The sequence below is a fragment of the Shewanella sp. SP1S1-7 genome (genome assembly GCF_031932105.1).
Lineage (GTDB): Bacteria > Pseudomonadota > Gammaproteobacteria > Enterobacterales > Shewanellaceae > Shewanella > Shewanella baltica.
The window spans coordinates 1-23,830 of record NZ_JAUOEU010000017.1 but is presented as its reverse complement, the minus strand read 5'-3'; the positions used below and the strand labels follow the sequence as shown (position 1 = coordinate 23,830).

Below are 23,830 nucleotides of genomic sequence, written 5' to 3'. Positions count from 1 at the left end.
CGCAATGCCCGTGTCAGCAAAGCAGCACATTCTGTAACTATCGCAGTCAATTGGGGCTTGGATTCGGTAAAATAAGCTAATATTTTCGAGCATTTTGGTGGCAATTGATAAATTTTTGTTCATAAACTAGGCGAGTTTGTTATACTCGAGGCGCAATGCTGGTTCATTTCAAAGGAAGCGTTATGAAGGGGCGGTTTAGTTTGTTTTTACACTATGTTAAGTCAGTGACATTTAAGTCATCTATGATGTTGGCATTCACTGCTGTTGTCGTGGCCACGTTAGCTTTTGGCGTTGAAAAACTTACGGAAAATACCGAAACAGCTTCATGCGCTTGTAGCAGTGACACCCGTTACAATAATGCTCTGCCTAGTAGTCATCCTAATAATCGTTGCGCCGATCAAGCACAAACCCTAAGTTGGAAAACGTGGCTCACAGGAAAAAACCGTTCGAGTCAGTTCCACTTTGTCGATCTGCTTGAGCTATTACACGGCCATCAAGATAAACCTATGGATGACCTCAAGCCCACTACATCGCATCTCGCCTATTAATGCTTAGCCGTATCTGGCAAGTATTCCACAGTACCGTCGCCGCCTTTTTCGGGGTACAAACTGACGAAAATCGTAAAAAAGACTTCCAAACGGGTTCACCATTACCTTACATAGCTATGGGAATCGTATTGGCAATCGTTTTAGTGGCAAGTCTGATGTTTATCGTAGGACAAGTGCTTAGCTAAACCTAAGCTATGTCGAACCTAATCTTCCTTTGGATCATAGTTTTCATCATATAACGCCATCAACTCATCCACCTTGTTCCGGCCACTGCCATTTTGGCTAATGTTACGTTGCACTTGGATTGTCGCTAAGTGAGCGCCGCGGTATAACTCGCGAGTCAATGGAATATCATGATTACTGATCAATACCGGAATGCCACGCTCCAGTGCTGTATGGCGAGAATGACGGGCCAGCAGTGCTTGATCGTCTAGACTAAAACCCGCACCAACATATGTCGTAAAACTGGATGTAGTCGACAATGGCGCATAAGGTGGATCGCAATAAACCACATCGCCGCTACGTGTCTGCTCGAAGGCTTTTTCATAGCCTATGCATTTAAACTCGGCACGTTGCGCTTTTTCAGAAAAGGCCCAAATTTCCTTTTCGGGGAAATACGGCTTTTTATAGGAACCAAAGGGTACATTGAAGCCGCCTTTACGGTTATAACGGCATAAGCCATTAAAACCATGACGGTTTAGATAGAGGAAATAGACGGAACGTTGGAAAGGGTCGCGACATTTATTAAAGTCGGTCCGCACCTGATAGTAAGCGTCTTTTTGATTCATCTCATCAACAAACATTGCCTTAGCGGCGGCAATGTAAGCTTCAGGTTGATGCTTCACAATCTGGTATAACTCAATCAAGTCCTGATTAATGTCACAGAGCAGGTAGCTAGGATAATCCGTATTTAAGAAAACGGATCCTGCACCCACGAATGGCTCGACCAAACGGTCTCCTGTGGGTAAATAACTGGCCAAATCATCCACCAATTTAAATTTACCGCCAGCCCACTTAAGGAAGGCTCTGTGTTTTTTTATCATTTAACTTGATGAATGCCGACAAAAATAAAGGCCATGATTGTACTCTGTTTATTCTGAAATTTCACGATTTGGCAGACTTTCTTCTAGTTGATAATCTTTTAAATCCGCCCACTTTCTTACCCAAGGCTGCTCGAAACGATACTCTTTAACCAATTGTGCCGCCGCATTCGAAGCTGACTTGCTACTACCGTAGTTGCCAACGAGGACAACCCAACGCTGCTTATGTTGTGCAACGCGAACGCCCTCAAGATGCTCAATACTCTTTAATGTTGCACGCAGGGTGTCCAACTGAGCAACACTGGCAATCTGTATTGTGTAACCTTTGAGCGGCTTTTGCGTATCCAAGCCCGCTTTAGCTACCGGCTTATCGGCCTTTGCAGCATCAATGGTTGCGGGTTGAGTCTGAGCCGCTTTAGCTTGTGGTTCAGTATCCTCAGGCGGCTTATCCTCACCAAAAGACTTGCTACTCACTTCACCCACACTCACTAAGGCAGCATCGTCAGGCATGGGATGTGGCGCTTCACCGTGGAATTCACTTAAAGGATCAACGGCTTGTTCAGTTTTGGCTTCTGCCGTCTCGATTTCAATCACTTTCGCAGTCTCCGCAGCGAGCTTTAGTTGCTCAGCGCGCAGCATAAAATAGGGCGCTAAAACTTTTTGCCCGTAGGACAAGAAGGCGGGTGAATCTATCGATGGATAAGTCACGACCTCTGGAGCTTGCTCTTCAGAAAATGGTTGAGTAACACCAAGCCAAATACCAAGCGCTAACAACATGCTCACAGCTGTCACCATCACGGCTTTATACTTCATCCAAGAAGATGTTTTCTCTGGCGTGCTATGCAAGGCTTTATCTAACAGATTGACCACTTCCTGCGGCGTACCCGTTTGCTTCTCAAGCTGACTACGTACAATTTCCCTTGGCGTAAAAGGATTTTGCTCGCTGTATCTCAGTAACGTTTGATACAAGGCCTCACGCTCGGGCATGGTTAACGGCTCAATATTGATAGGCAATATCTGCCGCCGTAACTGCTCAGGCAATTGGGGTAATAGGTCGGCTAAAAATGCCGGTGGAACCGTGAGTGTGACAGCGATATTCTTACCCGCACACTGAATTTGATTGAGAATAATGCACTCAGCCCATAATGCCTTAGGCAATAAATGCGCATCATCGATAATGATATGTAAGGGTTTAGTTTGCGTGCTCGCAAGCCGCAACAGGGTATCGGCGAGGGGAATATCGTCGTCAAAAATAGGGGATGAAATTAACTGGACCAGAATTTTACGGCGGATCTCAGCGTTATCGGCATGCATAGGACAAATCACAAATGCTGCATTTGACTCGTCAAAATCGGTTGCTAATCCGGTCACTAAGGTGGTTTTGCCTGAACCGCTGACACCAGAAAGCACCAGTAGCTGATCGCTATAACTGGCAATATGATGCATTCTTTGTATGAGGGCTTCCTGAGAAGGAAGCAAGACAGAACCCTGAAACGTCACTCGCCCACCACACAGTGTTTATGCGCAGCGAATAACCTGTTCAAGGGTAGATTCTGTGACTTGACTAAACACATCCGCGCGGCCTATTGCCGTTGGGAGCACCAGTCGAATCTGACCGCCTAAAACTTTTTTATCGCGTCGCATATGTTGAATGAAACTGTCGAAATCCATAGATTCCGGCGCACTCACTGGAAGATCAAAAGCTTGTAGTAACTGTATGATACGACAAACTATTGACTCATCGATAAGCCCCAGTGCCTTAGCTGTTTTAGCAGCAAGGACTGTGCCAGCTGACACGGCTTCACCATGCAACCAATTACCGTAGCCCATTTCGGCTTCAATCGCGTGACCAAAGGTATGACCCAGATTCAATAAAGCACGAACACCTTGCTCAGTTTCGTCTTGGCTAACCACATCAGCCTTAATCTCACAGCAACGGGAGATAGCATAAACCAATGCTTGGGCATCTAAGGTTTTTAGTGCCGTTACATTATCTTCAAGCCATTGAAAAAAATCAGCATCCCACATGATGCCATACTTGATGACTTCCGCCATTCCCGCCGCAAACTCGCGCGCTGGAAGCGTATGTAAACATAAAGTATCGATAAGCACGATTTGTGGCTGATAAAAGGCCCCAATCATGTTTTTACCAAGAGGATGGTTAACAGCCGTTTTACCGCCGACGGAAGAATCCACCTGCGACAATAAAGTTGTCGGAATTTGAATAAAATCGATCCCACGTTGATAACATGCCGCGGCAAAGCCCGTCATATCACCAATCACGCCGCCACCCAAAGCCACCAGCACAGAATCTCGACCATAGTTTTGCTGCAGCAATGCAGTAAAAATAACATCTAGATGTGCTAAATCTTTGAATTGTTCGCCATCGGGGAGGATAACACTCTCTACCTCACCAAACGAAGCCATCGTCTCTTGTATCTGTTTTAGATACAAAGGCGCGACAGTTTCATTGGTGACGATAAGAATACGTTTTTTAAGCAGGTAGCGAGACAAGGTCTCGCCATCACTCATCAAATTCTGGCCAATGTAAATGGGATAACTACGTACACCTAAATCAACCTGAATTTGCTTCATAAATTCTGCCTAAAAACCTAATTGCTCAATGATCTGATTGGCGACAATCTTTGCGCTTTGATCATCAGTTTTGACAATCACATCTGCAATTTCTTCGTACAATGGATTACGGATCTCTGCAAGATTCTCCAACACTTCTCGAGGATCATCCACTTGCAATAATGGGCGTCGCTTGTCTCTTTGAGTACGAGCGACCTGTTTGTCGATAGTGGTTTCCAGATAAACCACAATGCCACGAGCAGACAGATGATTACGGATATCTTTGCTTTGTACTGAACCACCACCGGTGGCAAGGACGATACCTTGTTTTTCAGACAAATCAGCAATAACCTGAGCTTCACGACGACGGAAGCCTTCTTCACCTTCGACGTCAAACACCCAAGCAATATCAGCGCCTGTGCGTTGCTCAATCTCTTGATCTGAATCGTGGAATTCTAAATGCAGCATTTGCGCCAGATGGCGACCAATTGTGCTTTTACCTGCGCCCATAGGGCCTACCAGAAAAATATTACGTTTTTCAGCCATTTCTTGTACGTCTGAATCTTATTGAAAAGTATGCCTATATCGACTCAACATCAAGCCGACCTATATGTTACCTTGCTCTTATGAGACTTGACCGAGGATTATCTCAGCTTAGGGTCTACTATGGCAAGCCATGTGCGCTATTTATGCAAAGAATTGTATACCAGTAATAATAAAGCCAGCAATCACTGCTGGCTTTAGTCGATACATAGCAAGTGCTTAGATCTTCTCACCGACTATTTTGGGGGTGACGAAAATAAGTAGCTCTTGACGCTCATTTTTGTCTGTTGTGTTCCTAAACAGGAAACCGACCAGAGGAATGTCACCTAGAATTGGCACTTTACTCACACGGCTAATCAGATTTTGTTGATAAATGCCACCAAGCACTATGGTTTCGCCGTTATTAACGAGCACTTGGGTGCCGATACGTTGAGTATCGATTGCAACTGCGGGACCCGTTGGAGTATCAACGGTTTTACCCTGAGAATCTTGAGTGATTTCTAAATCTAAAATGACTCGGTTATCTGGCGTAATTTGTGGTGTAACCCGTAGAGACAACACCGCCTTCTTAAACGTGACTGACGTTGCACCACTCGAAGTCGACTGCACATAAGGGATCTCGACACCTTGCTCAATATAAGCCGCCTTTTGGTTAGAGGTGGTGATACGAGGGCTAGCGATGATCTCACCTTTGTTTTCTTGCTCTAACGCACTTAATTCCAAATCAAGAATGGTACCGTCCGCCAATTTAGCGACATGGAAGGCAATACTCGCTGGATTAGTGGCTGCCGCGGGTAAGTTAACGTTCAAACGCTGATCGGGAGTAGGAATAATCCCATTGGCAATACTCTGTGCACCTTCTAATGTGCCTGAGGTTCCCTTACTACCCTGCTGATCTGTAACGCCCCAACGAATACCTAAGTCTTCGGAGACATCATCTTTCACTGTCACCATACGTGACTCGATCAACACTTGGCGGATGGGGATATCGAGCACTTCGACTAAACGGTGAATGTTCTCAATCGTTTCAGCCGTATCTTTCACTAACACTGTGTTAGTACGTTCATCGACCGCGACTGAACCGCGTGGTGAAAGTAAGCTTGAATCCGTACTTTTTAATAACTCTGCAATATCGACCGCTTTCGCGTAGTTAATTTGTAAATACTCGGAATAGAGCGGTGCTAACTCTTTAACCTCTTGTTTGTTTTTGAGGTTTTGGCTTTCACGAATTGCCAGTTCTTCGCTCGGCGCCACCATTAAGATATTACCTTCGATACGCTTATCTAATCCTTTGGTTTGAAGAATTAGTTCTAAAGCTTGATCCCAAGGCACATCATCCAATCTTAAAGTGATATTGCCTTCCACAGTATCACTGGTGACTAAGTTAAAATTGTTATAGTCGGCAATGATTTGCAGCACAGTCCGTACAGGGATATTTTGAAAGTTAAGCGACAAGGTACGGCCATTGTATTTTTTAACATCTTTCTTGGCGGCGACTCTCTCGACTTTATTCATTGAAAGTCTAAAGAGATTATCTTCTTGCTTGTAAGTGAAATCATATTCACCCGCAATATCAACGACAATACGCGCTGTTAAATCTTCTTTAAATGTCTCGAAGCTTTTTACTGGTGTGGAGAAGTCTTTCACATCCATAACATACAGAAGATCGTTATTAATATCTGTGTTATACAACTTCACTTCAAGCTTAGCGCCCACTTGCTCGACATTAGCCGCAACAGAGCGATTATTTAGATAGACCAATAACTCACCGCCACCATTATCATTACGACGGAAATCGATATTTTTAATGCTATTAACGAAGGGGTTTTCAGCTTGGGCTTGAGTCCCTGACACTTCATCGTTAATCGTAAGCCGGTATGAATTGCCCATTACTGAACCTTGGTAAGGTTTCACTTTGGACATACCTAAGATGACTTTTAGTTGGGTATCTTGCTGCTCAGTGGTGATATCTGCAACCCCAACCTGATTAATAGGTAAACGATCCTTAGATAAACCCGAGATACTATTATCGAAGGTCAGCACTAGCTCGGCGGGCGAAGCATTTGAATCTATTGCAGGCGGAGCGACCGCATCTTCAAAGACCAATTCTAGCTCCAATTGATGATCAACCAGAGCATGGTATTTAACATCCATTAATCGATTTGCCGCAAAACTCGATGGCAAAATTCCAAATACCAGTGCGATCCCTATAACAGACTTGATTAAGCCTGAAGAAATTAACGGGACTTTTATCGCGGCAGAAGATTTCATTATTCCCTCATCCTTCGCTCGTTATTCTCCAGAAAGTTCTAAATTGCTTGTCCTTTCGGACCAACAACCAGAACCATCTGGAATTAATTCTACTACTTCGACATTTTGTGAAGTAACTTTAGAAATGCGTCCATTAAACAGACCTAAATACTCACCAACGCCCATCCGATACACACTGCCATCGTTTGTTTCGACTAGTGCCCAAGTCGTATCGGCTTCACTTAAGGTGCCGCGCATTTTTAAATTATCTAAAGGATAAGTTTCTAACCGCCCTTTTCGACGCTTTAAATCTGGTTGTAAACAATCTTTGCTGGTATCAACAACCTCTTCAGTTAATTCACGTGAAGGAGGTACAAATGGGCTACGCATTAACTCTGCCTGGTAGGCAAAGTGCTCAAACTTTGGCGGTTCTTTTAAAGGTGGAATATGAGCAACGTGTTGCGCTTTAGTTGTAGTAACAAATAGCTCTAAATCACTGCGATCGCCAACACAACCCATTAAAAAAAGACTCAACGCCAATAGAGGTAAGAATTTCATTATTTCTTCCCCTGTTTGTTAGCAGAGTTTTCAGGCGGTAATTCAGCCCCTTCTTTAAAGCGATAGGTCTTAGCTAAAATATCCATGGCTAAGTTACCAGCATCATCGCGCTTAATCGTAAAATCATGCAGACTGACAATACGCGGCAGTTTTGCTACGCCACTTACCATATTACCTAGCTGGTGATAATCACCTGTAACAGACATTTTAATGGGGAATTCAATATAAAAATCCCGCTGAATTTCCGGCTCCCAATCTAAACTCTTAATTCGAAGTCCTGCATCGGTGGCGACAAAGGTTAAATCATCTAGCAAGCCTGGCATTTCATTCTCAGAGGGTAGCATCTTCAGTAACTCGGCAAATTGCACTTCCATCGTTGCTAACTGCTCACGATAAAGTTTTAAATTTGCTGCGAGTTGATACTTATTCTTAAAATCATCTCTGAGTTGAAATTCCCTATCTTGCTCTGCGGTATAAGAGTCAATCGAATCTGAAACGACTAAGAAATAACCCGCTGCAAAAACACACAGTGCCAATAGGATCGCGAAAAAACTTTTAACTTGGTTAGGCCAACCACCAATATTTTCAAAGTCGATATCATTAAATTGACTTAGATCGAGTTTCATTTACTCGCTCCTTTTGTCATTTTCTCAGGCTCGCCCACATTCGCGCCTTTAATCGTGACTCTTAAACTGAATCGCTGTAATTGCCGTAATTCTTCATTTTGAGTCACAATCGACTGCATATTGGGATCGGTTAGCCACTCCGAGGTCTTAACCTTACGCATCATATTGGCAACGTTATTATTTGATTCACTGCGTCCTTCAATCAGTAACAAGCTGCCCTTTTTCTCTAAGCTAGAAAGGTAGATTCCTGGGGGCACAATTCGCACTAACTCATCTAACACATGGGTCGGTAAATTACGGGATTGTTGTAAATTCAAAATAATTTCGGTGCGGCGTTCAATATCCTTCTTACGCTCGGTAATCTTCTTAATCTCAGAAATTTGTGTTTCTAGCAGGCTAATTTCCGATTGCAAATAGGCATTACGCGCTTTTTGCTCATCAGTCATCACGTCCAAAAGAGATACAGCCACATAAACCAAGATTGCCGACGCTAAAAATACCGCGGCTAAAATACCAATATAATCGCGCTTTTGTTTTTCTCTCGCCTCTTCTCGCCAAGGGAGTAGGTTTATGTTCGCCATTGACCGTAACTCCTCAATGCTAAGCCACATGCAACCATATATTTACTGATTGTAGGTTGCAGTACAGTTTTAACCGACTCATCAGCATGCAGGCACCCTTGAAAAGGATCGGCAATAATAGTGTGGACCCCCAATTCATTCGTCAGTAAATTGGCCATACCTTCTAATTTAGAGGTCCCACCACATAATACGAGGTAGTCAACTTTATCTTTTCCACTCGAAGTACAATAGATTTGCAGCGTACGTTTTATTTGTTGTAATAGCTGAGTTTGGAAAGGTGATAGGACTTCAAACATATAATTTCGTGGTAGGTCGCCTTCAATTTTTGCTTTTTCGGCTTGATCATAAGACATGCCATAGAAGGATAATATTGACTGAGTAAATTGCTCACCTCCGAAGGCTTGTTCACGAATAAAAGTCGTCTCTCCCGCTTCAACTACAGAAAAAGTCGTCATATTGGCGCCAATATCGACCATAGCAACGGCCTTATTTTTCGCTCCTTCGGGTAGCTGCGCCAGAATTAATTCAGCTGCGCGACCTAAAGCATAACCTTCTACATCAACCACTTTAGCCTCAAGTTCTACACTATCGAGCGCATCGACTCTGACATCAATATTGTCGGTGCGGCATGCGCTCAACAACACATCCACTTTGGTAGGATCTGTACTGTTTACACTGAGGGTTTCAAAATCTATGCTGACTTCATCGAGTGAATACGGAATAAGGTTATCGGCTTCGATTTCGATCTGTGCTTCCATTTCCTCCTCGCTCAGCGAGGCGTCCATGTAAATCACTTTAGTCATGACTGCAGAGCCTGAAACACAAACCGCAGCATATTTAACCGATTTAGGTAAATTACGTTTTATTTGCCTAAGGCATTCGACAACGGCATCAGCATCACGAATATCATGATCGTTAACGGCCCCCTTTTTAATAGGTACCGCCGCATGACTCACTATCTTGTATCCATCAGCAGTCTTACTCAACAAAATGGCCTTAACCTCATGGGAACCGATATCGATTCCGACCATCTGCGGAGCCTGACGCTTCCATAAATTTGAAAGCATATCCATTGTCACTTTTTTATTTATATTTCAGTAAAAGAGATTAGCACAAAATCAACTTGTTATACTTACTTGTATCGAATGTTTCGTCATTTTACAAATGCTATTTTAGGCTTCTCACGTTTTTACTTCACCAAGAGGTGTACGCCTTATATACTGTCGCACTTAACGGAACATTAGGATAAATTTTGGTGAAGTGGTTAAAACGTATTGTTATAGCACTATTCAGTCTAGCCCTTTTAGGCGTAGGCGCCATTGTGGCAGCATACTTTTATGTTTTGCCGGATTTGCCGGATGTTTCAACACTAAAAAATGTGCAACTTCAAACACCTTTACGCATTTACAGCAGTGACGGCAAACTTATTTCACAATTTGGTGAGAAGCGTCGCATTCCATTGAAGCTAGACGAAGTACCAAAACCCTTGCTTCAAGCATTTATTGCAACTGAAGATGCGCGTTTTTACGAACATGGTGGTATTGATCCTGTTGGCGTACTTCGCGCAGCATTAGTCATGCTAACCACAGGAGAAAAGAAGCAAGGTGCGAGTACCATTACCATGCAGGTCGCACGTAACTTCTTCTTAACCCGCGACAAAACGATTATTCGTAAAGTGAAGGAGATCTTTATTTCCTATCACATTGAAGAATTACTTACCAAAGATGAGATTTTAGAACTCTATGTGAACCGCATTTACTTAGGCCAACGCGCCTATGGTGTTGGTGCCGCTGCACAGGTTTATTTTGGTAAAGATGTTAAAGATCTTACACTCTCAGAAATGAGTATGATCGCCGGCTTACCCAAAGCGCCTTCAACACTCAACCCTGTGACCTCACCTTCTCGTGCTGTCGCTCGCCGTAATGTCGTTCTCATGCGGATGAATGAAGTAGGTTATATCAGCCAAGCTGAATACCAAGCCGCTTTACAAGAACCGCTGATTGCTAAATACCATGGCGCCGAAATTGATCTCTATGCCCCGTATATTTCTGAGATGGCACGGGATTATATGGTACAAAAGTACGGTGAAGAAGAAGCCTATACCAATGGCTACAACGTCTACACGACCATTTCATCGGATATACAACTGAAGGCTCAACAAGCGCTACGCAATAACGTTTATGCCTATGATGAGCGTCATGGCTATCGTGGTCCTGCCGCTGTGTTGTGGACAGACGAGAAACCAGAACAAGCTCAAATCAAGGCTGAACTGGCTAAGGTGGCTTCGATTCAAGAACTGCAACCCGCAGCCGTCATCAGCGTGGCAGATCAACAAGCCAGCGTCATGACCGCCAAGGGCGAAACTAAAATCATTGCTTGGGATGGTTTGAAGTGGGCGCGTAAATTTATTACCGATAAGCGTCAAGGCAGCGTTCCTAAGTCAGCCTCTGACATGCTCAAGGTCGGTGAACGTATTTGGATCCGTGATAACGGTCAATATTTGCAGTTATCGCAAGTACCAGAAGTTGCCAGCGCGACTGTGTCACTCGACCCACAAAATGGTGCGATTCGATCTCTAGTTGGCGGATATAGCTTTAGCCAAAGCCAATACAACCGCGTCACTCAAGCGAAACGGCAATTAGGCTCAAACATTAAACCTTTTATTTATGCTGCAGCGTTAGAGAAAGGCTTTACCTTAGCAACCCTAATTAACAATGCACCAATCAATAAACCCGATATCAGCCAAGGTACTGCATGGCGCCCTAAAAACTCGCCAGATATCTATGGCGGCCCAACCCGTTTACGTGTTGGCTTAGCGCAGTCAATTAACGTGATGTCTGTACGTGCAATGCGCCATGTTGGGCTCGATGCCACCATTGCAGAATTGGTTAAGTTTGGTTTCGATCCTAATGACTTACCGCGTAACGAGTCGATAGCTTTAGGTTCGTCTTCAGTAACACCATTACAAGTGGTTACTGCGTTTAACGTGTTTGCTAACGGCGGTTTCTTACTCGAGCCTTTCTATATCGATCGCGTCGAAGATGCCTACGGCAATGTGATTGAAAAAGCCAATCCAACATTAGCCTGTAAACCTAGCCAAAGTCTTAGCCAACCATTTACACCAAGCGATCCTATGGCGTTCAGTGTTAGTGGAGACTCTAGCGCTGAATCGAGTGCACCTATTGCCCAGTGTTTTGAGCAAACGGGTCGCTTTGCACCTCAGATCATTTCAGAACAAACGGCATTCCTCATCACCGAAGCATTAAAGAGCGTGATCTGGGGTGGCGGCGATTGGAGCAAAGGCACGGGTTGGCAAGGTACAGCTTGGCGCGCGGCAAGATTGATAAAGCGTCATGATATTGCAGGTAAAACGGGTACAACTAACGAATCTCGCGATACGTGGTTCAGTGGATTTAGCCCGATACTCACTAGTACATTCTGGGTTGGTTTCGACGATCACGGTCGACAACTAGGCAGAACCGCATGGAATGCCAATGGCGAAAAAGATCAGATAACTGGCGCCGAAGCGGGCGCGAAAACGGCAGGTCCGGGCTGGAACGAGTTTATGAACAGTGTCTTACAAGGCACACCTGAAAGCACATCGATTCCGCCAGAAGGCATAGTTTCGGTACGCATCGATTTAGCGACAGGTAAACTTACCCGTAAAACCGACTATACCAGTGCGTTCGAGTACTTCATCTCGGGCACTGAGCCAAAGGAATACATTAGTGAAACGCAGGATGAAAATAACCTTTTCATCGATGCACCTACCGATGATTTATTCCAATAAACGAGTCATAAAACGTCATTGCCGTGACTCGGAATGACCCAATAAAAAACGCGACCTTAAGTCGCGTTTTTTTATTGGCTTGTTGATTTGAACAACTCGCCTTAGCGGGCTTTTTTAGCCGCTATCGCCTGCTGAATTTGCGGCAGTGCTGTCCCACCAAGCACATCGCGTTTCGCTAAACAAGCTTCAATAGTCAGGTTTGGATAGACATCATCTTCAATGATAGCGGCAAAAGTTTTTAATTCAGCCAAGGAGAAATCCTCGAGCGGAATTTGCTTCGCTATCGCGGCAACCACGACTTCACCCACAACATGGTGCGCCTCACGGAATGGCATACCTTTAGACACGAGATAATCAGCAAGCTCAGTAGAATTGGCATAACCTTGCTGCGCGGCTAACAGCGCATTCGGACGATTCACCACTAAACCCGATAACACTAACGCCGCCATATCGAGGCAAATTGCCCAGCTATCGACCACATCAAACAGGCCTTCTTTATCTTCCTGCATATCTTTGTTGTACGCCAAAGGCAGTGCTTTCATGGTGGTGAGAATGCCCACTAAGCTGCCATATACACGACCCGTTTTACCGCGGATAAGCTCTAATGCATCAGGATTTTTCTTTTGTGGCATCAAAGATGAACCCGAGGTCACTTCATCACTAAGGGAAATAAAGTTCGCTTCGCCCGAGTTAAAGAAAATTAAATCTTCAGCCATACGGCTTAAGTGCATCATGCTGATCGATGCCGTTGAGCAAAGCTCTACCACGTGGTCTCTGTCTGACACACTGTCTAAACTATTGAGCGTCGGCGAGGCAAAGTTCAGCGCGGCAGCCAGTGCATGTCGATCCATTTTATAGGCGGTGCCAGCAAGGGCGCCAGAACCTAATGGGCAGGTATTCGCACGGGTTAACGCATCGGCTAAACGGCTGATATCCCGCTCAGTCATTTCTACATAGGCTAAACACCAGTGGCCAAATGTCACAGGTTGGGCGCGCTGCAAGTGAGTGTAACCCGGCATTACCGCATCAAACTCACGCTCAGCCAACGCCAGTAATTCAGCATGTAAGCTGTGAAGGCGCGCGAGTAATGCTTTGCCTTCGGATTGACACCAAAGCTTTAAATCGGTGGCAACTTGATCGTTACGGCTACGGCCAGTGTGCAGCTTCTTACCGAGATCGCCCACTTTGGCAATCAAGGCCGACTCGACGAAACTGTGAATATCTTCAGCGCCCGACGCGAGAATAATCGCTGGATCGCCATTCACTTCTACTAGCAAATCATTGAGTGCTTTTTTCAAGTCGCTGCATTCAGTGGCTGTGATAATACCTACGCTAGCAATCGCATCAGCCCAAGCGATAGAGCCGATCACATCCTGTTCGAACAGGCGATAATCCACGGGTAGCGAATCGTTGAATAATTTGAATAGCGCGCTCGTTTCCCCCTGAAATCTTCCACCCCATAAAGCCATGCTAACTCCCCTTACTCACTGCTGATTTGAAATCGACTCATCTGAATCAAAAAACTTGATCAAAACCTAGAAACAAAAAAAGGGCGCTAGGCGCCCTTTTAAACGACCTATTACTTAGACTTAACGTCATTAGCGTTGAGTGCGCGGATGCGGCTCGCTAATGAGTACAGGCGGATAAAGCCTTCTGCATGTTTTTGATCGTACACTTGATCTTCACCAAAGGTGGCAAACGCTTCAGAGTACAAGCTATTAGGTGAACGTTTCTTCACTGCCGTCGCTTGGCCTTTGTAGAGTTTAACCACGACTTCACCGTTAACTGATTCTGCCAGTGACTCAGATGCTGCCAACAGTGACTTACACAGTGGCGTGAACCAACGGCCGTCATACACTAAATGCGCCATTTGTGCGGCAACTTGCTCACGCCAGTTACGGCTAGTCTTGTCGAGTACCAGCTCTTCAATCGCACGCAGCGCAGCGAACATCACAGTGCCGCCGGGAGTTTCGTAACAGCCACGAGACTTCATGCCCACTAAACGGTTTTCTGTGATGTCGATACGACCCACACCGTGTGGTGCAGCAATCGCGTTTAATGTCATCAGTGCAGCATAAGGCGTTAGGGCTTCACCATTCACTTTCGTGATACGGCCATGTTCTACTTCTAGCGACACATATTCAGGCTTGTTCGGTGCATCTTCAGGATCGGCGGTCAGAGTCCACACACCTTTGCTTGGCTCGTTCCATGGATCTTCTAACTCACCACCTTCATGGGAAATATGGAAAGCGTTGGCATCACGGCTATAGATTTTAGTCGCTGACGCTGACGTCTTAATGTCACGTTCGGCTAAATAGGCCAGTAGATCTTCACGGCTCTGCATGGTCCATTCACGCCATGGTGCAATCACTTTTAAATCAGGCGCTAATGCAGCGAAACAACCTTCGAAACGTACTTGGTCGTTACCTTTACCGGTACAACCGTGGCATAAAGCATCGGCACCCACTTTACGGGCCACTTCAACCTGTGCTTTGGCAATGATAGGACGCGCCATTGACGTACCGAGTAAATAAGTGCCCTCGTAAATCGCACCGCTCGCAATCGTTGGGTAGATATATTCTTTAACGAATTCTTCTTTCAGGTCGACGATATGACACTCAGACGCACCCGAAGCTAAGGCTTTTTCAGTCAAGCCAACCAGCTCTTCTTCGCCTTGGCCAACGTCGGCGCAGAATGCGATGATTTCGCAGTTATCGTAGTTTTCTTTTAACCAAGGAATAATGGCCGAGGTATCTAGACCACCTGAATAGGCTAAAACCACTTTTTTCACGCCAGTATTTTTTATCTCGATAGACATCTTAAATTCCTATGACTCGTTTCTCACCTAGGAGAAAACAGGCTGCTAAACAGGGTTAATTTAACTAAATAAGGTTACCAGTACCGCATTTTGGGCATGCATCCGATTTTCGGCTTGCTGCAGAATTAAGGAGCCTGCACCGTCCATCACTTCATCTGTTACTTCTACACCGCGGTGGGCGGGCAAACAATGCATAAAGAAGTTAGCGCCCGCTTTCGCCATCAAGGCTTTGTTGACTTGGTATGGTGCAAACTTCGCTTTGATATCCGCTAGCGGAGTGGGATCGCCCATTGAAATCCAAGTATCGGTATAAATCGCATCGTGACCTTCAATCGCATCGATATCTGAAGTCAGTACCAGCTTACCGCCATATCGCTTAGCAAGCTCTTGCACTTCTGCCACTACGTAGCCATCAGGAAAGTGACCCGCTGGGCAGATCACTGTCATGGTAGCACCGAGAATAGCCGCACAGTACATCAGCGAGTGAGTGACATTATTACCATCACCAACATAAGCTAATTTGGCTTTGCTGACATCCTCAAACTGCTCGGCCAGTGTTAAAAAATCGGCTAATGCTTGGCAAGGATGATAAAGATCCGACAAGGCATTAATCACGGGCACTGTGCCACACTCGGCTAATTGCTCAATGGTGGTGTGCGAATAGGTTCTCGCCACAATCGCATCGGCCCAGCAAGACAGGTTAGCAGCAAAGTCAGCAACCGATTCCCGTTGACCTAGCGCACCATTTTGTTGGTCTAGGTATAAACAGTGGCCACCAAGTTTATTAATACCAATATCAAAGCTAACGCGTGTTCTGAGCGAGGGCTTTTCAAACAACATCACCACACTCTTGCCATCCAGCGCGTGGCGATACTCATCCGGATTGGCTTTGATCGTTTTTGCCAAGGCAATCAGATCGAGTAACTGCTGCTGGGTTAACTCTTTTATCGATAGTAAATGCTTCATAACCTACTCCACTTATGGTTGGATTTGTGTTCCTACGGCTTCACCTTTTGCTAATGCGATTAATTGGCTTGCATCACGCCACGAGGCAACTTGTACCGCCTGCCCCATCCACTGCGCGACTTCGAGCGCAGCTTCAACTTTGACCTTCATTCCCTTTTCGATCACACCTTGTTTTACAAGGTCTGCAATCTGCTTGCCATTTAAACTGTGGATGAGTTGGCCTTTACCATCGAGCACACCAGACACATCCGACAGCAGCACTAACTTGCCGCCCACTAATTTGGCTAAGGCCGTCGCCGCTTGGTCAGCATTGACGTTAAGCATTTGGCCATCGTCCATCATGGCGATGGAGCTACAAATCGGCATCCAACCTTGGGCGAGGATAAACTTAAGATAAGTGCCATCGTTTGGCGTGACTTCGCCCACTAAGCCTAAACGTTCATCTTTAATCTTTGCCGATACAGTATTGCCATCGGCGAGGCTCATGCCCACACTCACAATCCCAGCCTTAGTCGCTGCACCTTGCAGAATTTTGTTCGAAGTGCCCGCCAATGCGCCGGCAATAATCGGCATTTGCTCAGGCGGAGTCACACGTAAACCTTCTAACTTGACGGTTTCCATGCCGTTAGCCGCTAACTGTTCATCCACCAAACAGCCGCCGCCATGCACCATCAACACTTGCTGACCATTGGCTAACATAGCCGCAGCCGTATCCATTAACCGCGCCATCCCCATTTCACACTGCAGCAGTGCGCCACCAACTTTAAGAACTAATACTGAGTTGTTTGTAGACATCTTGACGACTCTCTTAAATAAGGATGAACAATTAAAGGTTAAAATGAATCTTTATGCATTGCAGCGCTTGGCTGGCAGCACCTTTCATCAAATTATCGATTGCACTGGCTACCACTAAGTAACCGCTATTCTCATCAAACTTCCAACCTAAGTGGCAGTTAGGTGTCAGCACCACATCGTCCACTTTAGGGAACTGATTATGCTTCACGGTGACCAATGGCGCCTGGGCATATACGCTATAGGCCGCTGCCACATCGGCAGTCGTAGTGCCTGGTTTTAGCTGCACGGTAATAGTCGCTAAAATGCCACGCTTAAAGTTGCCAAGATGCGGGGTAAATATCACTTCTTGACCAAGCTGAGTGGCGATTTCGGGTTGATGTCTGTGGCCTAATACGCCGTAAGGTGTCAGGCTCACTTCACAAAAACTGGTGTGTAACTGCGCCTTACGGCCCGCACCCGTTACGCCGCTTACGGCATTGATCACCGGATAAGCCGATGTCAGTAAACTCGCCAGCGGTTTTAACGCTGTAAGTGATGCGGTTGGATAACAACCTGGCACGGCAATCATCTTAGTCGCCGCGATTTCTTTAGCATTCCATTCGGCAAGGCCATATACGGCTTTGGCTAAAACTTCAGGATATTCATGCTCAAAGCCATACCACTTAGGATATTGCGCCACATCGCTGAAACGATAAGCACCGCTTAAATCAAATACCGCTAACCCTTGGCTATAAAACCAAGCGGCTAAATGTAAGCTCACTGAATGCTCAGTCGCTAATACCACGGCATCAGCTTCGGCAACGATTTTTGACTTAGCGTCATCGGACAATGGCGACAGCGTTAATGCGATATGGCTATAGCTAGGGTACAAATCCGCTAAAGGCTTACCTTTATCTAAACTGTTTTCAGAAACATACAAACCCTGAATCGTCAGTTCTGCTTCTTCATAGATTAAAGCGGTCAGTTGTGCGCCTGTGTAACCACTGGCACCAATAATGGCGATATTTTTCATGTGTTGTTGTCTTATTAACCGAATCAAAGAAACTTAAAGAATAGATGAATAGCGTACACGCAACTGCGCATATCTATGATGACAAGATTATCGTCGCAGGAAATCGTAATTGGTTGTTATTTTATTCACTGTCAGGTTAATGCTCTGAATCATGATATTTACTCTACAGGTCACAGGGGGTGACTCATCTCAACTGCAGGTTAGACTACCACAAAGATCTACTTATGCAATATATGTGAATATATATTTTTAATTTATTTTTATATTTCTTACTGAAATGCAAATCTCGCCCGCCTATCATCCGTTCAGCTAACTCGTTAATAACTCAGTTATCTAGGGTTAATTTGCGCCAAAATCAGTCCTTTTTATTAACAGCTAAGATACATGCCTGCAAAGCCGAAAATGATGCACTTCATATTCACTTACGCTAATCATCACAAAATATTGCGTAGCTTCGCATTTATATTGAATATTCCTCAACGATCATTGCGATTAGTTGCATATTAGATAAGCCAGTCGTATAAGTTATAAGTTCTTCTGTTGACCATTGCCCCAAGTGATAGGTATTGTGCTAACGGGCTAAATGCAATGCGGAATTTTCATGTTTTTCTATTCGGAGTAACTATGGTTGTAACCAAGGCAGACAATATGACCGATATGTATGCGTCATTAAGATCGAACGTGAGTATGTTAGGACAAATCCTCGGTGACACTATGCGCACCCACCTCGGGGACTCTTTTCTCGAGAAGGTTGAACAGATCCGTAAACTTGCTAAAGATTCACGCCGGGGCGATCAAGCCGCTAGAGAGCAAATGCTCGAGTTACTCACCGCCCTGCCAGACGAAGAATTAGTTCCGTTTGCAAAGGCATTTAACCAGTTCCTCAACTTAGCTAATTTATCTGAACAATTTCATACCATTAGCCGCAACTGCGACGAACTCGTCTGCGTACCAGATCCCGTGGAACAGCTGCTAGGCCGCATGTTAAATGGCCGTGTAGACCAAACGAAAATGCTCGACTGCCTTAAGACACTGGATATCGATCTAGTGCTGACAGCGCATCCCACTGAAATTTCCCGTCGCACTCTGATCCAAAAATACGCCGCCATTGTCGACTGCTTAACTGAGCAAGAAAACGACCAATTATCAGATAGAGAGCGTCAGCAAATCAGTCTGCGCCTGCGCCAATTGATCGCGCAAATCTGGCACACCAATGAGATCCGCCGTGAGCGCCCAACACCTGTTGATGAAGCCCGCTGGGGATTATCGACCATTGAAGAATCACTCTGGCATGCGGTGCCAGACTTCTTAAGACAGCTTAACGACCAAGTGCAGCAACGCACGGGTCAACAATTACCGATTGATATCGCGCCAGTGCGTTTTTCAAGCTGGATGGGCGGCGATCGCGACGGCAACCCCTTTGTTACCGCGAAGGTCACCCAAGAGGTGCTCGATCGCAACCGCCATGCCGCCGCCAGATTATTTCTAAAAGACATAGTCCTACTGGTTGGCGAGCTGTCGATGGAAGAAGCCAATGATGAGTTAAAGGCTTACACCAACAACAGCTGCGAGCCATACCGCCACGTGTTGCGATCTATTCGTCAAAGACTGCGTGACACCATAGATTATTTAAATGCGCGCATCGAAGGCCACAATCCTGAAGTCGATAAGTCGAGCCTGATTTGGCAAGAAAGCGATCTCAAAGCGCCGTTAGAAATGCTTTATAAGAGTTTGACCGACTGCGGTATGCGCTTAATAGCCAACGGTCTATTACTTGATATTCTCCGTCGTCTCGCCTGTTTTGGCATTCACATGCTCAGACTCGACATTCGCCAAGACGCCAGCCGTCACAGCGATGTGCTCGCCGAATTAACTCGCTATCTCGGCATGGGTGATTTCAACCATTGGGATGAAACTGAGAAGCAAGCCTTCCTATTACGCGAACTTAGCAACCGTCGTCCACTGATCCCAAGTAACTGGCAGCCGTCAGCCGATGTGGCCGAAGTGCTTAATACCTGTCGTTTAATTGCTAAACATCCGGCTAAAGCACTTGGCTCCTATGTGATTTCGATGGCGGGTAAGCCATCGGATGTATTAACGGTTTTACTGTTACTCAAAGAAACGGGCTGTTCGCACCCAATGCGCGTAGTACCGCTATTTGAAACCTTAAGCGACTTAAACAACGCCGCAGCCTGTATTACCGATTTACTCGACATCGACTGGTATCGTGGTTATACCAAGGGCATGCAAGAAGTGATGATTGGCTACTCTGACTCTGCTAAAGATGCCGGCGTAATGGCGGCGGCTTGGGCTCAGTATCACGCTCAAGAGCAGTTAGTGGCCGTCTGTAAACAAGCGGGCGTCAAGCTCACGTTATTCCATGGTCGTGGTGGCAGTATTGGTCGCGGCGGTGGTCCAGCACATAAAGCGATTCTATCTCAACCACCAGGGTCGGTAGATGGTCGTATTCGTGTGACTGAACAGGGCGAAATGATCCGTTTCAAGTTTGGCTTGCCAAAACTCGCGGTTCAAAGCTTAGCCTTGTATACCTCTGCCGTATTAGAAGCAACCCTGTTACCACCGCCAGAGCCTAAACAAGAATGGCGCGATTGCATGCAACGTATTGCAGAAGAATCCGTGGGTGCATACCGTGGCATAGTGCGTGATGAACCTGATTTTGTGGCTTATTTCCGCGCGGCAACGCCAGAGGTGGAATTAGGAAAACTGCCACTCGGCAGCCGCCCAGCTAAACGTCGTGTCGATGGTGGGATTGAAAGCCTACGGGCAATTCCATGGATTTTTGCTTGGTCGCAAAACCGTTTGATGTTACCTGCATGGCTCGGCGCAGGTGAGGCACTTCAAGCCGCCAGTGAACGCGGTGAGATGGGCTTACTGCAAGATATGGAGCGGGAATGGCCCTTCTTCAGCACTCGCATTTCAATGCTAGAAATGGTCTACGCCAAGGCGGAACCTAATTTAGCCCGCTACTACGAAACCTGTTTAGTACCGAAAGACTTGCATCACTTAGGCGAAACCTTGCGCCAACGCTTAGATCTGGGCATTAAAGTCGTGCTTGAACTGACAAAATCAGATAGCTTAATGGCGCATACGCCGTGGAATCGCGAGTCAGTAAAACTGCGAAATCCGTATATCGATCCATTAAACTTCTTACAAACCGAGCTATTAGCGCGGACACGTAAGGAAACAACCGAAACTCCCGCGTCTGAACATGTGCAGCTAGCGCTAATGTTGACTATTGCAGGTGTGGCAGCGGGAATGAGAAACACTGGTTAATGAAAAAACTTTCCCGCACGATTTGCTTGGGACTGACTGTACTGCTTGGCGGCTGCGTCTCGCAGTACAGTATCAGCGAGCACGAAATGGAGCAGTACCTCAGTAAAGAGATCCATTTTGAGATTAAACAAGGCAATCAATTAGTTGGCGCAGAAGTGCGCATTAACGACATCAGTGTCAAGCTAGGTGTAAAACCTGACACTATGAGCGTAAGTGCTGCAACGCAAGTATCAATTAAGAATCCAATCTTTCCATTGAGTGCCAAACTCACGACGACTTTTGAGGCCAAGCCTTGGTATGACAGCACAACGCACAGTGTCTATCTGCGCCAGCTCGAATTAGTCAAAGTGGAGTCAACACCAAAAGATATTGAAAAGGCGATCAGCAGTGCCACACCGCAGGTGATGGGTTATCTAAGACAATTCTTAGAAAACCAGCCTGTGTATGTGCTTGATACTAAGAACAGTAACCAAGCTCTGATGGCGAAGATGACTGAAAGCATTCAAGTTGCTCCTGGCAAATTAGTACTGAAATTCACGAAATAACCGATTATTTTGTGGATCATCCGCCATAAAAAATGCTCCCTCGGGAGCATTTTTGGTAATACGTTTAAACAGGCGTAAACCAATAAATCTTTAAGCTTGTATGAAAAGTTACTTACTGAATCGCCCAATCGACTGATAATCGACGATCACAGCTTCAGCTAAAAGCTCACGTCTTAACATATCGTAAGCCACCGCAGCACTTAAACTACGCACCAGATCCCGCGAACGTCGTGGCAGTTTAATCATCTGGCTATAAACACCGCCGCGAGTTGCTAAGGCAATCGCCACAGTGCCCACAGGCTTCTCGTCTGAGCCACCATCGGGTCCCGCAATACCACTGGTTGCCAGCGCATAGTCACTGTCCAATATTTGCCTTGCCCCCTTTGCCATTTCTTCTACAGTCGCAATGGAGACAGCGCCATGATCATCTAAGGTTGAAGGATTTACACCTAACACGCGCACTTTAGATTCATTACTGTAAGTCACTAATCCGTGCTGCAAGTAAGATGAACTACCAGAAAAATCAACCAACTGACTGGTGATCATGCCGCCAGTGCAGGATTCTGCAACGCTTAAGGTCAAGCCGGAGTTGAGTAACTTATAATGAATTTCTTCGGCAAGAGTGGCTCTGTCTTCCGCGACTACCGCAGTGCCCAGCACCATTTTGATGTGCCCAGCGACTCGAGGTAATACCGCTATCGCCTTCTCGCCACGGGCAAAAATCTTAATCTCAATATGCGGCATAGAAGAACGGTAACCAATAGTAATACCTTCTGGCAGCTCTAGTGGCTCTAACTTATCTGCCAACGCCGACTCGCCTTGGCCTATCGTTAATAATTTTTTTAAGGCAACCTTGGAATCAAGATTAAACTCATCGCGAATAAAAGGCACAAACTGCTCTGTAACCATGTGCTTAAGCTCAAAAGGCACGCCCGGTGTAAAGAATAACCACGCGCGGTTAAGCTTAACTCTAAAGCCACAGGCGGTTCCCACAGGGTTATCAACCATCACAGCCGAAGCTGGCAGCATGGCTTGCTTGAGATTACTTAAAGGCATTTCACGGTTATTACGGGTAAACCACTCCTCTAAACGCTCACGCCATTCCACATTCTCAACCAATGGTTCCCCCTTAGCCTTCGCCATCGCTAAAGCTGACATGTCGTCACTCGTCGGCCCGAGACCACCATTAACCAAAATAACATCGGCGTGTAAGCTACGTTCTTGGAACACTGCAATCAAATCCTCGAGGCGATCGCCGACTGTCACTCGACGCTGGATCTCGACACCATGCTCCATCATAGTACTGGCAAACCAAGCGGCATTGGTATCAACAATTTGCCCCGCCAACACCTCTTCCCCAGTACAAATCATCTCTAACTTCATCTCAGATCCTTATCTACCTCAATCAATTAAAACATAAGGTAAGTAACCGCTTAACTAATAGCAATAGCTAGGCGCAATCTAGAACTCAGATCGCTGTAGCGAAATCGAAGCATTGTCAGAATAACTGCTGAAATAAAAGCCAAGGTACAAGAATTATTAATGTCGTGGAGCGTGAAAGAAAGTAATTGTAGAGAGAAAATTGAAGAGAAACTAATAAATTGAGGACAAACTAGGCTGGAATTGACAAATTGCAGACGCAAAAAATCCAGCTTATTCAGCTGGCTTCGTTACATCTCAATGAGATAATTAGGCGCTTGGCGATGACCTACTCTCACATGGGGAGACCCCACACTACCATCGGCGCGTTTGCGTTTCACTTCTGAGTTCGGGATGGGATCAGGTGGTTCCACAAGGCTATTGTCACCAAGCAAATTCTGTTTATTACCGTGTCCATCGCTGGACCACGTTAATAATAATTCGGAAAGCTGATTTGCTTTGTTTGAGTTC

The 23,830-nt window shown here is 45.7% G+C and carries 20 protein-coding genes and 1 rRNA gene; 5 read left to right on the top strand and 16 right to left on the bottom strand.

The features are described 5' to 3' along the window. Positions 1–182: 182 nt before the first annotated feature. Both Q4Q49_RS13855 and Q4Q49_RS13850 read left to right on the top strand, forming a co-directional pair. A complete protein-coding gene (locus Q4Q49_RS13855; protein ID WP_311999614.1) occupies positions 183–548 on the top strand; it encodes a hypothetical protein in 366 nt (121 codons plus the stop codon). Continuing rightward, on the top strand, positions 548–733 hold the full coding sequence (locus Q4Q49_RS13850) for a DUF2970 domain-containing protein (protein WP_311999613.1): 186 nt from the start codon (positions 548–550) through the stop codon (positions 731–733). The genes Q4Q49_RS13855 and Q4Q49_RS13850 overlap by 1 nt, the downstream gene beginning before the upstream one ends. An 18-nt stretch (positions 734–751) precedes the next feature. Here Q4Q49_RS13850 and Q4Q49_RS13845 read toward each other — a convergent pair whose 3' ends face one another. The 9 genes from Q4Q49_RS13845 to Q4Q49_RS13805 all read right to left on the bottom strand — a co-directional run bounded on the left by Q4Q49_RS13845 (position 752) and on the right by Q4Q49_RS13805 (position 9,787). Next, positions 752–1,591, bottom strand: a complete 840-nt coding sequence (locus Q4Q49_RS13845; protein WP_311999612.1) for a Dam family site-specific DNA-(adenine-N6)-methyltransferase — start codon at positions 1,589–1,591, stop codon at positions 752–754. A 48-nt stretch (positions 1,592–1,639) separates the two neighbouring features. Continuing rightward, positions 1,640–3,088 carry an AAA family ATPase gene (locus Q4Q49_RS13840; protein ID WP_311999611.1) on the bottom strand — a complete coding sequence of 483 codons (1,449 nt, stop codon included), beginning with the start codon at positions 3,086–3,088 and terminating at the stop codon, positions 1,640–1,642. A gap of 18 nt (positions 3,089–3,106) precedes the next feature. Beyond that, positions 3,107–4,183: a 3-dehydroquinate synthase gene (gene aroB / locus Q4Q49_RS13835; RefSeq protein ID WP_311999610.1), complete on the bottom strand. Its 1,077-nt coding sequence runs from the start codon at positions 4,181–4,183 to the stop codon at positions 3,107–3,109. A gap of 9 nt (positions 4,184–4,192) precedes the next feature. Next, positions 4,193–4,708 carry a shikimate kinase AroK gene (gene aroK, locus Q4Q49_RS13830; RefSeq protein WP_006083542.1) on the bottom strand — a complete coding sequence of 172 codons (516 nt, stop codon included), beginning with the start codon at positions 4,706–4,708 and terminating at the stop codon, positions 4,193–4,195. Between the two features lie 216 nt (positions 4,709–4,924). Beyond that, a complete protein-coding gene (locus tag Q4Q49_RS13825; RefSeq protein ID WP_311988547.1) occupies positions 4,925–6,976 on the bottom strand; it encodes a type IV pilus secretin PilQ family protein in 2,052 nt (683 codons plus the stop codon). Positions 6,977–6,997: 21 nt separating this feature from the next. Next, a complete protein-coding gene (locus Q4Q49_RS13820) occupies positions 6,998–7,513 on the bottom strand; it encodes a pilus assembly protein PilP (protein ID WP_106649105.1) in 516 nt (171 codons plus the stop codon). After that, positions 7,513–8,139 (bottom strand): type 4a pilus biogenesis protein PilO, encoded by a 627-nt coding sequence (locus Q4Q49_RS13815; protein ID WP_311891937.1) that lies wholly within the window; start codon positions 8,137–8,139, stop codon positions 7,513–7,515. The genes Q4Q49_RS13820 and Q4Q49_RS13815 overlap by 1 nt, the downstream gene beginning before the upstream one ends. Beyond that, positions 8,136–8,720, bottom strand: coding sequence for a PilN domain-containing protein (locus Q4Q49_RS13810; RefSeq protein WP_106649103.1), 585 nt, complete (start codon positions 8,718–8,720; stop codon positions 8,136–8,138). The genes Q4Q49_RS13815 and Q4Q49_RS13810 overlap by 4 nt, the downstream gene beginning before the upstream one ends. Then, positions 8,708–9,787 carry a pilus assembly protein PilM gene (locus Q4Q49_RS13805; RefSeq protein ID WP_311990695.1) on the bottom strand — a complete coding sequence of 360 codons (1,080 nt, stop codon included), beginning with the start codon at positions 9,785–9,787 and terminating at the stop codon, positions 8,708–8,710. The genes Q4Q49_RS13810 and Q4Q49_RS13805 overlap by 13 nt, the downstream gene beginning before the upstream one ends. Positions 9,788–9,975: 188 nt before the next feature. Between Q4Q49_RS13805 and Q4Q49_RS13800 the strand changes: the two genes are divergently transcribed. Further along, a complete protein-coding gene (locus Q4Q49_RS13800) occupies positions 9,976–12,510 on the top strand; it encodes a PBP1A family penicillin-binding protein (RefSeq protein ID WP_311999609.1) in 2,535 nt (844 codons plus the stop codon). A 101-nt stretch (positions 12,511–12,611) separates the two neighbouring features. On the opposite strand, the gene argH is transcribed toward Q4Q49_RS13800, so the two are convergent. From argH to argC, 5 genes are all read right to left on the bottom strand, one after another. Beyond that, positions 12,612–13,979, bottom strand: coding sequence for an argininosuccinate lyase (gene argH, locus Q4Q49_RS13795; RefSeq protein WP_311999608.1), 1,368 nt, complete (start codon positions 13,977–13,979; stop codon positions 12,612–12,614). 110 nt (positions 13,980–14,089) lie between these two features. Beyond that, positions 14,090–15,328: an argininosuccinate synthase gene (locus tag Q4Q49_RS13790; protein WP_006083550.1), complete on the bottom strand. Its 1,239-nt coding sequence runs from the start codon at positions 15,326–15,328 to the stop codon at positions 14,090–14,092. Positions 15,329–15,388: 60 nt separating this feature from the next. Next, the gene (locus Q4Q49_RS13785; protein WP_311999607.1) at positions 15,389–16,294 is read right to left on the bottom strand and encodes an ornithine carbamoyltransferase; all 906 of its coding nucleotides are present in this window, start codon (positions 16,292–16,294) and stop codon (positions 15,389–15,391) included. 12 nt (positions 16,295–16,306) lie between these two features. Continuing rightward, positions 16,307–17,089, bottom strand: a complete 783-nt coding sequence (argB, locus tag Q4Q49_RS13780; protein WP_106649098.1) for an acetylglutamate kinase — start codon at positions 17,087–17,089, stop codon at positions 16,307–16,309. A gap of 31 nt (positions 17,090–17,120) precedes the next feature. After that, a complete protein-coding gene (argC, locus tag Q4Q49_RS13775) occupies positions 17,121–18,101 on the bottom strand; it encodes an N-acetyl-gamma-glutamyl-phosphate reductase (RefSeq protein WP_311999606.1) in 981 nt (326 codons plus the stop codon). Between the two features lie 624 nt (positions 18,102–18,725). Between argC and ppc the strand changes: the two genes are divergently transcribed. After that, entirely contained in the window at positions 18,726–21,395 is a 2,670-nt protein-coding gene (ppc, locus tag Q4Q49_RS13770) for a phosphoenolpyruvate carboxylase (RefSeq protein WP_220591377.1), read from the top strand. Next, positions 21,395–21,940, top strand: coding sequence for a DUF1439 domain-containing protein (locus Q4Q49_RS13765; RefSeq protein WP_259523760.1), 546 nt, complete (start codon positions 21,395–21,397; stop codon positions 21,938–21,940). Before ppc ends, Q4Q49_RS13765 begins: the two co-directional genes overlap by 1 nt. Before the next feature lie 108 nt (positions 21,941–22,048). Here Q4Q49_RS13765 and Q4Q49_RS13760 read toward each other — a convergent pair whose 3' ends face one another. Next, positions 22,049–23,323 (bottom strand): CinA family nicotinamide mononucleotide deamidase-related protein, encoded by a 1,275-nt coding sequence (locus Q4Q49_RS13760; RefSeq protein WP_311999605.1) that lies wholly within the window; start codon positions 23,321–23,323, stop codon positions 22,049–22,051. 312 nt (positions 23,324–23,635) lie between these two features. Then, positions 23,636–23,751 (bottom strand): 5S ribosomal RNA (rrf, locus tag Q4Q49_RS13755). Between the last annotated feature and the right edge of the window lie 79 nt (positions 23,752–23,830).